Raw genomic sequence first — 12,966 nt, forward strand, 5'->3', positions numbered from 1 at the left:
GGCTTTCCAGTTACGGTACAATCCGCGTTTTGTCGCTTTTCCTGCAGGGCTTCTTCATGGCTGTTTCCTTCGTTCATCTTCGCCTGCACACCGAATATTCGCTGGTCGACGGCCTGGTTCGCGTCAAGCCGCTGGTCAAGGCCGTGGCCGGGGCCGGGATGCCCGCCGTCGCGGTCACCGACATGAGCAACATGTGCTCGTTGGTGAAGTTCTACAAAGCCGCCATGGGCGCCGGTATCAAACCGATCTGCGGGGCCGATATCTGGCTGGCCAGCGCCTACGAGGATGGCCCGCTGACCCGCATGACCCTGCTGGCGATGAACCCCAAGGGCTACCGCAACCTCACCGAGCTGGTCTCGCGCGGTTGGAGCGACGGGCAGAGCAACGACCTGGTGATCATCCAGCGCGACTGGGTGAAGGAGGCCAGTGAAGGGCTGATCGCCCTGTCCGGCGCCAAGGAAGGCGAGATCGGCCATGCGCTGCTCGATGGCGAGCCGGCCAAGGCCGAAGCGTTGCTGCAGGAATGGCAGGCGGTGTTTCCCGAGCGCTTCTATCTCGAGGTGCAGCGCACCAGCCGGGTCAACGACGAGGAGCACCTGCACGCCGCCGTTGCCCTGGCCGACAGGATCGGCGCGCCGCTGGTGGCCACCAACGACGTGCGCTTTCTCAAGCAGAGCGATTTCGAAGCCCATGAAACCCGCGTGTGCATCGGTGAAGGCCGCATCCTCGACGACCCGCGCCGTCCGCGTATCTACTCCGATCAGCAGTACCTGAAATCGCCGCAGGAAATGGCCGAGCTGTTCAGCGACCTGCCCGACGCCCTGCAGAATACCGTCGAGATCGCCAAGCGCTGCAACATCGAGGTGCAGCTGGGCAAGTACTTCCTGCCGGACTTCCCGGTGCCGGAAGGCATGACCATCGACGAGTACTTCCGCAAGGTCTCGTTCGACGGCCTGGAGGAGCGCCTGGAAGTCCTGCTGCCCAAGGACACGCCGGATTACGACGCCAAGAAGCAGGTGTACATCGACCGGCTGAATTTCGAGCTGGATATCATCATCCAGATGGGCTTCCCCGGTTACTTCCTGATCGTCATGGACTTCATCCAGTGGGCCAAGAGCAACGGTGTGCCGGTGGGCCCGGGCCGTGGTTCAGGGGCCGGTTCCCTGGTGGCCTACGTGCAGAAGATCACCGACCTCGATCCGCTGGCCTACGACCTGCTGTTCGAGCGCTTTCTCAACCCCGAGCGGGTATCGATGCCCGACTTCGACGTCGACTTCTGCATGGATGGCCGCGACCGGGTCATCGATTACGTGGCCGAGAAGTACGGGCGTAATGCGGTGAGCCAGATCATCACCTTCGGCTCCATGGCGGCCAAGGCGGTGGTCCGCGACGTGGCGCGGGTGCAGGGCAAGTCCTACGGGTTGGCGGATCGCCTGTCGAAGATGATCCCCTTCGAGGTCGGCATGACCCTGGAAAAGGCCTACGAGATGGAGGAGCCGCTGCGCGACTTCCTCAAGGTCGACGAAGAGGCGGCCGAGATCTGGGAGATGTCCCTCAAGCTCGAGGGCATCGTGCGCGGCACCGGCAAGCACGCCGGGGGCGTGGTGATCGCCCCGACCAAACTGACCGACTTCGCGCCGATCGCCTGTGACGAGGAGGGCGCCGGCCTGGTGACCCAGTTCGACAAGGACGACGTGGAGCAGGCCGGCCTGGTGAAGTTCGACTTCCTCGGCTTGCGCACCCTGACCATCATCAAGTGGGCGCTGGAAACCATCCATCGCGACCAGCGCGCGGCCGGCGTGGCCGAAGAGGATCTGGTCAACGTCGACTTCATCCCGCTGGACGACAAGAAAACCTACGACATGCTGCAGAGGGCCGAAACCACGGCGGTCTTCCAGCTCGAATCGCGCGGCATGAAGGAGCTGATCAAGAAGCTCAAGCCCGACTGCCTGGAAGACATGATCGCCCTGGTGGCGCTGTTTCGCCCCGGCCCGCTGCAGTCCGGCATGGTGGACGACTTCATCAACCGCAAGCACGGCCGTGCCGAGCTGTCCTACCCGCACCCGGATTACCAGTACGCGGGCCTGGAGCCGGTGCTCAAGCCGACTTACGGGATTATTCTCTATCAGGAACAGGTCATGCAGATCGCCCAGGTCATGGGCGGCTACACCCTCGGCCAGGCGGACATGCTGCGCCGCGCCATGGGCAAGAAAAAGCCCGAGGAAATGGCCAAGCAGCGTGGCGGCTTCATCGAGGGTTGTGCCAGTAACGGCATCGATGCCGATCTGGCGGGCAATATCTTCGACCTGGTGGAAAAGTTCGCGGGCTACGGCTTCAACAAGTCCCACTCCGCCGCCTATGGCCTGGTGTCCTACCAGACCGCCTGGCTGAAGGCGCATTACCCGGCGCCGTTCATGGCCGCGGTGCTGTCGGCGGATATGCACAACACCGACAAGGTGGTCATCCTCATCGAGGAATGCCGCAGCATGAAGCTGCGCATCGACCCGCCAGACGTGAACGCCTCGGAGTTCAAGTTCACCGTCACCCGAGACGCCGCCGGTGGCGAGCGCATCCTCTATGGCCTCGGCGCGGTCAAGGGCGTGGGCGAGGGCCCGGTGGAGGCCATCGTCGAGGCTCGCCAGGACGGCCCGTTCAAGGACCTGTTCGACTTCTGCTCGCGCGTCGACCTCAAGCGCATCAACAAGCGCACCATGGAGGCACTGATCCGCAGCGGTGCGCTGGACCGTCTGGGCCCGCACTTCCATGACGAGATCAAGGCCTACCAGGCCAACATCGACCGCAACCGTGCCGTGCTGCTGGCGGCGATGGAAGAGGCGGTGCAGGCTGCCGAGCAGACCGCGCGCAGCCACGACAGCGGCCATATGGACCTGTTCGGCGGCGTGTTCGCCAGCCCCGAGGCGGATGTCTACGCCAACCATCGCAAGGCCCGCGAGTTGTCCCTCAAGGAACGCCTCAAGGGCGAGAAGGACACCCTGGGCCTGTACCTGACCGGTCACCCGATCGACGAGTACGAAAGCGAGGTGCGACGGTTCGCCCGTCAGCGCATCGTCGACCTCAAGCCGGCCCGCGACACCCAGACCATCGCCGGCCTGATCGTCAACCTGCGGGTGATGAAGAACAAGAAGGGCGACAAGATGGGCTTCATCACCCTGGACGACCGCTCCGGGCGTATCGAAGCCTCGCTGTTCGCCGATGCCTTCGCCAGCAACCAGGCGTTGTTGCAGAGCGATGCCCTGGTGGTGGTGGAGGGCGAGGTCAGCAACGATGACTTCTCCGGTGGCATGCGCCTGCGCGCCAAGCGGGTGATGAGCCTGGAGGAGGCACGTACCGGCCTGGCCGAAAGCCTGCGGGTCAAGGTGCAGGCGGCGGCGCTCAAGGGCGACCGGCTACGCTGGCTGGGCGAGTTGTGCCAGCGCCACCGCGGCGCCTGCCCGATCACCCTGGACTACACCGGCGCCGATGCCAAGGCCCTGCTGCAGTTTGGCGAGCAGTGGCGAATCGACCCGGCCGACAGCTTGATTCAAGCTTTGCGTGACCAGTTCGGGCGAGAAAACGTCTTCCTGCAATACCGCTAGAATAGCGGCATTGAATTATGCGGCTGCGGCCGCGTGATTCAGCCCTGACACCCCATGCTTGCCCCCGCTGCGACCCGATCCGCGTGATCTGGCTGCCGTGTGAATGCCTGGCGCATTTACCGGCATTTTCGCCGGAAGTGCACAGCAGGTGTCGACCTGAAGGCGCCTGTTCCTATAAGGTAGGCGCCAATTGGATACACGCTCCCCGGCCCTTTTGGCCGTCGACGCATGACGGATGCCTATGAACCCGAATTATCTCGATTTCGAACAGCCGATTGCCGACCTGCAAGCCAAGATCGAAGAGCTTCGTCTGGTTGGTAACGACAACTCCCTGAACATCGGCGACGAAATCGCCCGCCTGCAGGACAAGAGCAGCACGCTCACCGAGAGCATCTTCAGCAACCTGACCAGTTGGCAGATCGCTCGCCTCGCGCGTCATCCGCAGCGTCCGTACACCCTGGATTACCTGCAGCACATCTTCACCGAGTTCGACGAGCTGCATGGCGACCGCCATTTCTCCGACGACGCGGCCATCGTGGGCGGCGTCGCGCGGCTCAACGGCCAGCCGGCGATGGTCATCGGCCATCAGAAGGGCCGTGAAGTGCGTGAGAAGGTGCGCCGCAACTTCGGCATGCCGCGCCCGGAAGGCTACCGCAAGGCCTGCCGCCTGATGGAAATGGCCGAACGCTTCAAGATGCCGATCCTGACCTTTATCGACACGCCGGGTGCCTACCCGGGTATCGACGCCGAAGAGCGCGGGCAGAGCGAGGCGATCGCCTGGAACCTGCGGGTCATGGCGCGCCTGAAGACGCCGATCATCTCCACCGTGATCGGCGAGGGTGGTTCCGGCGGCGCCCTGGCCATTGGCGTGTGCGACAACCTCAACATGCTCGAGTACTCGACCTATGCGGTGATCTCGCCGGAAGGTTGCGCCTCGATCCTGTGGAAGACCGCCGAGAAGGCGCCGGAAGCCGCCGAAGCCATGGGCATCACCGCCGAGCGCCTGAAAGGCCTGGGCATCGTCGACAAGGTGATCGCCGAGCCACTGGGCGGCGCACACCGCGATCCGGGCGCTGCCGCCGAATCGATCCGGCAGACCCTGGTCGCTCAGCTCGAGGACCTGCGCAAGCTCGACACCGACGCGCTGCTCGCCCGTCGTTACGAGCGCCTGATGAGCTATGGCATCGCCTGATGCCGTTCCACCCCGCAAGCAGGCCAATCGCCCCGATGGCCGTCATGCTTGCGGGGTCGCTTCACTGATCCCCCATGTCTCTCGAATCCGCCGTGCTGGCACGCCTTGCGGCGTGGCGTGATGCGCCCCTCTGGCGAGTCGCGTATTCCGGTGGCCTCGACTCTTCGGTGCTGCTGCACCTGCTGGCCAGGGCGGCCCGGCACCATCGATTGCCACCGATCCGCGCCGTTCACGTCCACCACGGCTTGCAGACCGTTGCCGATGCCTGGCCGGCCCACTGTCAGCGCTTTTGTGACGAGTTGGGCGTTGCCCTGGATGTGCAGTACGTGCGGGTCGCGCCGGGTGCCAGCCAGGAGCGCGCCGCTCGCGAGGCGCGATATGCGGCCTTTGGCGCATTGATGGTGCCGGGCGAGGCGCTGCTGCTGGCCCAGCACCAGAATGACCAGGCGGAAACCCTGCTCTATCGGTTGCTGCGCGGCGCCGGTGTGCGGGGCCTGACGGCCATGGCGCACAGTCGTCGATTGGGGCCGGGCCATGCCGTCAGGCCACTGCTCGATGTGCCACGCAAGGCGCTCGAGGCCTACGCGGCCGACCACGGGCTGGGTTGGGTGGAAGATCCCTCGAACAGCGACAGTGGCTTTGCCCGCAACTTTCTGCGTCGGGAGATCCTGCCGCGTCTGGCCGATCACTGGCCCGGCGCGTCGGCGGTATTGGCGCGTGCGGCGGCGCATCAGGCCGAGGCCCAAGGCTTGTTGCAGGAGCTTGCCGACATCGACCTGCAGCGCTCGCGAGGGCGCTTGGGTGTGGCCTGGCTGAGCATTCCCTGTCTGGATTTGCCGATGCTGCGCCAGCTTTCCGAGGCCCGTCAGCGCAACCTGCTCAGGCACTGGCTGGGTGACCGGACGCGCCTGCCGGATAGTCGGCATTGGCAGGGCTGGGCTGATCTGCGCGATGCTGCCGTGGATGCAACGCCGGTATGGCGGCTGGAAAGCGGCGAGCTGCGTCGCCACGGCGATCAGCTGCTGTGGCTGGATGCTGCGTGGGGCGTGCCCTGGTCGAATCAGGAACTGCCATGGCCCGATGCTCGGCAGCCCCTCGGGTTGCCTGGTAACGGTATCGTGAGGGTTGCCGGGCAGCTTCCCGATGGACGGCTGAGCATCGGTTACCGGCAGGGTGGGGAAGTGCTCAACCTACCAGGGCGTGGGCGGCGTGATCTCAAGCGCCTGCTGCAGGAGGCTGGCGTGCCCGAGTTCATCCGCCCGCGGCTACCGCTGTTACGCTGCGACGGCCAGGTCGTCGCGGTCGCCAACCTGCCGCTCGACCCGGCCATGGGTGAGCTGCATTGGCAATTCTCCCCGTGGCTGCGGCCAGTCGTGCCAGATTGACTGCACAGGGCTTTTGCTCGGATACAAGCTGCTGATTGGCAAGGTATTAATGGCAATGCCAGAATTCTGCCGGCAGCCGTTTCGCGCCGTGCGGGCTTGCCGTTCTTCCCCCTTCAGGACCTTTCCGGTAGACTACGCTCCCGTCTCTATTCAGGTATTCGCTGCTTCTTCCGGAAGCGGTGGATGTTTGCTATTTGCCGGCATGGTTCGCCATGTTTGCTAAGGTGAACCAAGGCCTTCTCTGCTCCCCGGCGGCTCGACCGCCACTGCTGACTTCTTAGGGTTTTTCATGACGCGCTTCATTTTCGTCACGGGTGGTGTTGTTTCTTCATTGGGGAAAGGCATCGCCTCGGCATCCTTGGCGGCAATCCTGGAGGCGCGGGGCCTGAAGGTCACGATGCTCAAACTGGATCCGTACATCAACGTCGATCCGGGCACCATGAGCCCGTTCCAGCATGGTGAGGTGTTCGTCACCCACGATGGCGCCGAGACCGACCTGGACCTGGGTCACTACGAGCGTTTCATTCGCACCACCATGACCAAGAGCAACAACTTCACCACCGGCCGCGTGTACGAAGACGTGCTGCGCAAGGAGCGTCGGGGTGACTACCTGGGGGCGACCATCCAGGTCATCCCGCACATCACCGACGAGATCAAGCGCCGTATCATCAAGGGTGCCGGCGACGCCGACGTGGCGATGGTCGAGATCGGCGGTACGGTCGGTGACATCGAGTCCCAGCCGTTCCTCGAGGCCATCCGCCAGCTGCGCGTGGAAGTGGGCGCCAAGCGCGCCATGCTGATGCACCTGACCCTGGTGCCGTACATCGCCACCGCCGGCGAGACCAAGACCAAGCCGACCCAGCATTCGGTCAAGGAACTGCGTTCCATCGGCCTGCAGCCCGACGTGCTGGTGTGCCGCTCCGACCACCCGATCGACGTGTCGTCGCGTCGCAAGATCGCCCTGTTCACCAACGTCGAAGAGCGCGCGGTGATCAGCCTGGAAGACGTCGACACCATCTACAAGATCCCCGGCGTGCTACATGCCCAGGGCCTGGACGACTTCGTCGTCGAGCGTTTCGGCCTCGATTGCCGCGGCGCCGACCTCTCCGAGTGGGACCGCGTGGTCGATGCCAAGCTCAACCCGGAAAAAGAAGTCACCATCGCCATGGTCGGCAAGTACATGGAACTGCTGGACGCCTACAAGTCGCTGATCGAAGCGATGAGCCACGCCGGTATCCAGAACCGTACCAGGGTCAACCTGCGCTACATCGATTCCGAGGATATCGAGAACCAGGGCACCGACCTGCTGCAGGGCGTCGATGCGATTCTGGTGCCGGGCGGTTTCGGCCTGCGCGGCGTGGAAGGCAAGATCACCACGGTCAAATATGCCCGCGAGAACAAGATTCCCTACCTGGGTATCTGCCTCGGCATGCAGGTGGCGGTGATCGAGTTCGCCCGTAACGTGCTGGGCTGGAGCGACGCCAACTCCACCGAATTCGATATCGCCAGCGGCCATCCGGTGGTCGGTCTGATCACCGAATGGCAGGACGCCACCGGCGCCACCGAGCTGCGCACCGAGGCCTCCGATCTGGGCGGCACCATGCGCCTGGGCGCCCAGGATTGCCAACTGCTGCCGAACTCCCAGGTGCATGCCTGCTACGGCAAGGACGTGATCGTCGAGCGTCATCGCCATCGTTACGAAGTGAACAACAACCTGCTGCCGCAGCTGATCGACGCCGGCCTCAAGGTTACCGGTCGCTCCGGTGACGGCGCCCTGGTCGAGGTGGTGGAAAGCGCCGACCATCCGTGGTTCGTGGCCTGCCAGTTCCATCCGGAATTCACTTCCACGCCCCGTGACGGTCATCCGCTGTTCAGCGGTTTCGTCAACGCAGCGCTCGCTCATCAAGCTAAGAAGGCCTGACCCATGGCACAGAAAAACGTCCGTGTCGGCAAGATCGACATCGCCAACGACAAGCCTTTCGTGCTGTTCGGCGGCATCAACGTGCTGGAGTCCCGGGATCTGGCCATGCGCGCCTGCGAGGAATACGTACGGGTCACCGACAAGCTCGGTATTCCCTACGTGTTCAAGGCCAGCTTCGACAAGGCCAACCGCTCCTCGGTGACCTCTTTCCGCGGCCCCGGCCTGGAAGAGGGCATGAAGATCTTCGAGGAGGTGAAGAAGACCTTTGGCGTGCCGGTGATCACCGATGTGCACGAACCCTACCAGGCGCAACCGGTGGCCGATGTCTGCGACATCATCCAGCTGCCGGCCTTCCTGTCCCGGCAGACCGACCTGGTGGTCGCCATGGCCAAGACCGGTGCGGTGATCAATATCAAGAAGGCGCAGTTTCTCGCTCCCCAGGAGATGAAACATATTCTCGCCAAGTGTGTCGAAGCCGGGAACGATCAGTTGATCCTCTGCGAGCGCGGCTCCTCCTTCGGGTACAACAATCTGGTGGTGGACATGCTCGGCTTCGGCATCATGAAGGCCTTCGAGTACCCGGTGTTCTTCGATGTCACCCATGCCCTGCAGATGCCGGGTGGTCGCTCGGATTCCGCGGGCGGTCGTCGCGCCCAGGTCACCGAGCTGGCCAAGGCCGGCATGAGTCAGGGCCTGGCGGGCTTGTTCCTCGAGGCGCATCCGGACCCGGAAAACGCCAAGTGCGACGGCCCCTGTGCGCTGCGTCTGGACAAGCTGGAGCCGTTCCTCGCCCAGCTCAAGCAGCTGGATGATCTGATCAAGAGTCAGGATCCGATCGAAACCGCCTGATGGCGTTTTCTGGTCCCGTCTGTTTCACCGCCCGGCCCGTTGGCCGGGTTTGTATGTCCGCCTGGCCGCCAGCGCGTGTGGCCGGCAGCGGGCGCCGAATGCTGCAGTGCGTTTTCGACAACTTCTGGAGAGCTTACAAGAATGGCAAAGATCGTCGACATCAAGGGTCGTGAGGTTCTCGACTCCCGTGGCAACCCCACCGTGGAAGCGGACGTAATCCTCGACAACGGCATCGTTGGCAGCGCCTGTGCCCCGTCGGGTGCCTCCACCGGTTCGCGCGAAGCGCTGGAACTGCGTGATGGCGACAAGAGCCGTTACCTGGGCAAGGGCGTGCTGAAAGCCGTGGCCAACATCAATGGCCCGATCCGCGATGCGCTGCTGGGCAAGGATCCGGTTGACCAGAAAGCCCTCGACAAAACCATGATCGAGCTCGACGGTACCGATAACAAGGCCAAGCTGGGCGCCAACGCCATCCTCGCCGTGTCCCTGGCCGCCGCCAAGGCGGCTGCCCAGGATCAGGACCTGCCGCTGTACGCGCACATCGCCAACCTCAATGGCACCCCGGGTCAGTACTCCATGCCGGTGCCGATGATGAACATCATCAACGGTGGCGAGCATGCCGACAACAACGTCGACATCCAGGAATTCATGGTCCAGCCGGTTGGCGCCAAGACCTTCTCCGACGGCCTGCGCATGGGCACCGAAATCTTCCACCACCTCAAGGCCGTGCTCAAGGCCCGTGGCCTGAGCACCGCGGTAGGTGACGAAGGTGGTTTCGCGCCCAACCTGGCTTCCAACGAAGACGCCCTGTCGGCGATTGCCGAAGCCGTCGCCAATGCCGGCTACAAGCTGGGCAGCGACGTGACCCTGGCCCTGGACTGCGCGGCTTCGGAGTTCTTTGAGGACGGCAAGTACAACCTGTCCGGTGAAGGCAAGTCGTTCGACGCCGAAGGTTTCGCCGAGTACCTCAAGGGCCTGACCGAGCGCTTCCCGATCATTTCCATCGAAGACGGCCTGGACGAATCCGACTGGGCAGGCTGGAAGATTCTCACCGACAAGATCGGCGCCAAGGTTCAGTTGGTCGGCGACGACCTGTTCGTGACCAACACCAAGATCCTCAAGGAAGGCATCGACAAGGGCATCGGTAACTCGATCCTGATCAAGTTCAACCAGATCGGCTCGCTGACCGAAACCCTGGAAGCCATTCAAATGGCCAAGGCCGCCGGCTTCACCGCGGTGATCTCGCATCGCTCGGGCGAAACCGAAGACAGCACCATCGCCGACCTGGCCGTGGGTACTGCCGCTGGTCAGATCAAGACCGGTTCGCTGTGCCGTTCCGATCGTGTATCCAAGTACAACCAGCTGCTGCGTATCGAAGAGCAGCTGGGCGCCAAGGCGCCGTACCGCGGTCGCGGCGAGTTCCGCGGCTGAGTCGGGTTCGCGCGGCAGAGGTGCACATCGCCTGCCGCGCGGGCTTTCCTGGAGCATCGCCAGGCTCACTGGCGGCCTTGCCGGATAGCGATGACGCAGGGAGAATCCACGGATGTCCGCCGCAGCGACCCTTTCCTACCCGAGTGCCTCACCTGCCATGCGTAGTCCCTACTGGCTTTTTCTCGTTCTGATCCTCGTGCTTGCAGGCCTGCAGTATCGCCTGTGGGTGGGCGAGGGCAGCCTGGCCCAGGTGACCGAGCTGCAGCAGGAGATCGCCGACCAGCAGGGCGAGAACGAACGCCTGCTCGAACGCAACCGCATTCTCGAAGCCGAGGTGATGGAGCTGAAGAAGGGCATGGAAACCGTCGAGGAGCGTGCCCGTCATGAGCTGGGTATGGTCAAGGAGGGCGAAACCCTCTATCAGTTGGCTGAATGAACACACCTGATCTGCCGTCGTTCTGGGCGGTGATTCCGGCCGCCGGCATCGGCAGCCGCATGCGTGCCGACAAGCCCAAGCAATACCTGCAGCTGGCCGGCAAGAGCATTCTCGAACACACCCTCCACTGTTTTCTCGATCACCCTTGTCTGCGAGGCCTAGTGGTCAGTCTGGCCGAGGGCGATCCGTTCTGGCCATCTCTCGATTGCGCCCGCGATGGGCGAATCCATACCGCCGCCGGTGGCGCCGAACGCGCCGACTCGGTGCTCAATGCCTTGCTTCGCCTGAGCGAGCTGGGCGCCGCTGAGCAGGACTGGGTGCTGGTGCACGATGCCGCACGGCCCAACCTGGCGCAGTCCGATCTCGATCTTCTGCTGGCTGAATTGGCCGACGATGTCGTGGGCGGGCTACTCGCGGTGCCGGCCCGCGATACCCTCAAGCGCGTGGACAGTGATGGCCGGGTGCGCGAAACCATCGATCGTTCGGCGATCTGGCAGGCCTACACGCCGCAGATGTTCCGCCTCGGCGCCTTGCACCAGGCACTGGCCGAAGCCCTGGTATCGGATGTCGCGGTCACCGACGAGGCCTCGGCCATGGAATGGGCCGGGCAGGCGCCGCGGCTGATCGAAGGCCGGGCGGACAACCTCAAGGTCACCCGCCCGGAAGACCTGCACTATCTGGAGCGCCTCTGGCGAGGCCGCCACTGAGTCACCGCCAGGGGCTCAGTGAATCCACTTCTTGGCGTTCTTGCCGATGTTGCGTTCCAGCACCGCCGTCAGCTTGTTCATGGCGCCGTCGATGGCCTGCTGCAGTTGGCAGGCATCAAAGGAAACCGACATCGGATCGCGACCTTTCATCCGTGCTTCGACCTTGCAGCGTTTGTCCTGGGGGCCGCTCTTCAGGGCGTTTTCATCCGAGAGGTGGATTTCCACCCGGGTGAGATGCTCCTCGTAGCGCTGGAGCTTGTCGCGCACTCGACCGCGGATGTCAGTCTTGAATGCCATTGAGGTGTCGACGTGCTTTCCGCTGTTGACCATGACCTGCATAACCATGTCCTCGTACTGGGGGTGGCATCGACCCAAACAGGGGCCTCATGGGTTACGACGGAACCTCAAAGGCAGGGTTCGCCGGCGCTTGTGACATTCTATGAGCGCCAGGCACCGAGCCCCTGCAGTCAGGCGTATTCGGCGCGCTGGGCGAGACCGTAACGTAATGCGTCGATCAATTGCCTGACCTTGGGCGACAGGTGCCGCTGCTGGGGGTACAGCGCCCATACCGCGGTATTGGGCGGTTGATGATTGTCGAGCAGCGACACCAGGGCGCCGCTGCGCAGGTGCTCGAGCACGTAGTAATCCGGCAGCTGACACAAACCGAGCCCGGCCAGGGCCGCGTCCAGCACGGCCTGGCCGCTGTTGCAGCGCCAGTTGCCATTGATCCGCTGCGAAGCTTCACGGCCTTCGAGCTGAAAGGTCCAGACGTCGCTGCTGCCGATCAGGCAATTGTGCCGTGCCAGTTCCGAGAGGCTGTGCGGGCGCCCATAGCGCTGCAGGTAGTCGGCCGATGCACACAGATACATGCGCCGTGGTGCCAGGCGGGTTGCCAGCATGCGCGAGTCCTGCAGGCGGCCGAGGCGAATGGCGATGTCGAAGCCGTCCTGAACCAGGTCGAGGGTGCGATTGCTCAGCTCGATCTCAACCGAAAGCCTGGGATGGCGCGCCATGAACGCGGTGACCAGCGGCACGATAAAGCGCTCGCCGTAGGCCACCGCACAGGTCATGCGCAGCAGGCCCTTGGGCTCGCTGCCTAGATCACCCATGGCGTTCAGGGCTTCTTCACGGGCATCCTGCAAGCGCTGGCAGTGTTGCAGAAAGGTCTGGCCGGCCTCGGTCAGCGCCACCTTGCGCGTGGTGCGGTAGAGCAGGCGAGTGTGCAGGCGCTCCTCGAGGCGGGCGATCTGCCTGCTCACCTGTGACGATGACAGGCCCAGGCGTTCGGCCGCTGCGGTGAACTGGCCGCATTCGGCCACGGCGACGAATTCATCCAGGCCTTCCCAGCGATTCATGGAGCCTCCAGCATGACGGATGATTATCCCTGAAGAGCAATAATGTTTTGCATTCTGCCTGATTATCTCCGTCGATGGCTCTATTACACTCGTT

At 63.7% G+C, this 12,966-nt stretch carries 11 protein-coding genes; 8 read left to right on the forward strand and 3 right to left on the reverse strand.

The genetic code is table 11. The features are described from left to right. The first annotated feature begins 56 nt into the window (after positions 1 to 56). The 3 genes from dnaE to tilS all read left to right on the forward strand — a co-directional run bounded on the left by dnaE (position 57) and on the right by tilS (position 6,173). Positions 57 to 3,596 (forward strand): DNA polymerase III subunit alpha, encoded by a 3,540-nt coding sequence (gene dnaE, locus SA190iCDA_RS07965; RefSeq protein WP_070884657.1) that lies wholly within the window; start codon positions 57 to 59, stop codon positions 3,594 to 3,596. A gap of 241 nt (positions 3,597 to 3,837) precedes the next feature. After that, entirely contained in the window at positions 3,838 to 4,788 is a 951-nt protein-coding gene (accA, locus tag SA190iCDA_RS07970) for an acetyl-CoA carboxylase carboxyl transferase subunit alpha (protein ID WP_070884104.1), read from the forward strand. 74 nt (positions 4,789 to 4,862) lie between these two features. Continuing rightward, the gene (tilS, locus tag SA190iCDA_RS07975) at positions 4,863 to 6,173 is read left to right on the forward strand and encodes a tRNA lysidine(34) synthetase TilS (protein WP_070884103.1); all 1,311 of its coding nucleotides are present in this window, start codon (positions 4,863 to 4,865) and stop codon (positions 6,171 to 6,173) included. Between the two features lie 219 nt (positions 6,174 to 6,392). Here tilS and SA190iCDA_RS07980 read toward each other — a convergent pair whose 3' ends face one another. Beyond that, complete coding sequence (locus tag SA190iCDA_RS07980; RefSeq protein ID WP_236101343.1) at positions 6,393 to 6,578, reverse strand: hypothetical protein; 186 nt, start codon at positions 6,576 to 6,578, stop codon at positions 6,393 to 6,395. Here SA190iCDA_RS07980 and SA190iCDA_RS07985 point away from each other — a divergent pair. From SA190iCDA_RS07985 to ispD, 5 genes are all read left to right on the forward strand, one after another. After that, on the forward strand, positions 6,505 to 8,094 hold the full coding sequence (locus tag SA190iCDA_RS07985) for a CTP synthase (protein ID WP_236101267.1): 1,590 nt from the start codon (positions 6,505 to 6,507) through the stop codon (positions 8,092 to 8,094). The two genes, SA190iCDA_RS07980 and SA190iCDA_RS07985, sit on opposite strands and share 74 nt — an antisense overlap. A 3-nt stretch (positions 8,095 to 8,097) precedes the next feature. Further along, entirely contained in the window at positions 8,098 to 8,943 is an 846-nt protein-coding gene (gene kdsA, locus SA190iCDA_RS07990) for a 3-deoxy-8-phosphooctulonate synthase (RefSeq protein ID WP_070884101.1), read from the forward strand. A 141-nt stretch (positions 8,944 to 9,084) separates the two neighbouring features. Next, positions 9,085 to 10,374, forward strand: coding sequence for a phosphopyruvate hydratase (eno, locus tag SA190iCDA_RS07995; protein ID WP_070884100.1), 1,290 nt, complete (start codon positions 9,085 to 9,087; stop codon positions 10,372 to 10,374). 157 nt (positions 10,375 to 10,531) lie between these two features. Further along, entirely contained in the window at positions 10,532 to 10,810 is a 279-nt protein-coding gene (gene ftsB / locus SA190iCDA_RS08000) for a cell division protein FtsB (protein WP_070884099.1), read from the forward strand. After that, complete coding sequence (gene ispD, locus SA190iCDA_RS08005) at positions 10,807 to 11,517, forward strand: 2-C-methyl-D-erythritol 4-phosphate cytidylyltransferase (RefSeq protein WP_070884098.1); 711 nt, start codon at positions 10,807 to 10,809, stop codon at positions 11,515 to 11,517. The genes ftsB and ispD overlap by 4 nt, the downstream gene beginning before the upstream one ends. Positions 11,518 to 11,532: 15 nt before the next feature. Here ispD and SA190iCDA_RS08010 read toward each other — a convergent pair whose 3' ends face one another. Further along, entirely contained in the window at positions 11,533 to 11,814 is a 282-nt protein-coding gene (locus SA190iCDA_RS08010; RefSeq protein WP_236101119.1) for an HPF/RaiA family ribosome-associated protein, read from the reverse strand. A 170-nt stretch (positions 11,815 to 11,984) separates the two neighbouring features. After that, on the reverse strand, positions 11,985 to 12,872 hold the full coding sequence (locus tag SA190iCDA_RS08015; protein ID WP_070884096.1) for a LysR substrate-binding domain-containing protein: 888 nt from the start codon (positions 12,870 to 12,872) through the stop codon (positions 11,985 to 11,987). Positions 12,873 to 12,966: the final 94 nt, after the last annotated feature.

The organism is Pseudomonas argentinensis (assembly GCF_001839655.2).
Classification (GTDB): Bacteria; Pseudomonadota; Gammaproteobacteria; order Pseudomonadales; family Pseudomonadaceae; genus Aquipseudomonas; species Aquipseudomonas argentinensis_B.

Excerpts from the sequence above, each read along its gene's own strand:
- SA190iCDA_RS08015 (WP_070884096.1), bottom strand. The coding sequence starts at position 12,872 with ATGAATCGCTGGGAAGGCCTGGATGAATTCGTCGCCGTGGCCGAATGC.
- SA190iCDA_RS08010 (WP_236101119.1), bottom strand. The coding sequence starts at position 11,814 with ATGGCATTCAAGACTGACATCCGCGGTCGAGTGCGCGACAAGCTCCAG.
- dnaE (WP_070884657.1), top strand. The coding sequence starts at position 57 with ATGGCTGTTTCCTTCGTTCATCTTCGCCTGCACACCGAATATTCGCTG.
- kdsA (WP_070884101.1), top strand. The coding sequence starts at position 8,098 with ATGGCACAGAAAAACGTCCGTGTCGGCAAGATCGACATCGCCAACGAC.
- tilS (WP_070884103.1), top strand. The coding sequence starts at position 4,863 with ATGTCTCTCGAATCCGCCGTGCTGGCACGCCTTGCGGCGTGGCGTGAT.
- accA (WP_070884104.1), top strand. The coding sequence starts at position 3,838 with ATGAACCCGAATTATCTCGATTTCGAACAGCCGATTGCCGACCTGCAA.
- eno (WP_070884100.1), top strand. The coding sequence starts at position 9,085 with ATGGCAAAGATCGTCGACATCAAGGGTCGTGAGGTTCTCGACTCCCGT.
- ftsB (WP_070884099.1), top strand. The coding sequence starts at position 10,532 with ATGCGTAGTCCCTACTGGCTTTTTCTCGTTCTGATCCTCGTGCTTGCA.
- ispD (WP_070884098.1), top strand. The coding sequence starts at position 10,807 with ATGAACACACCTGATCTGCCGTCGTTCTGGGCGGTGATTCCGGCCGCC.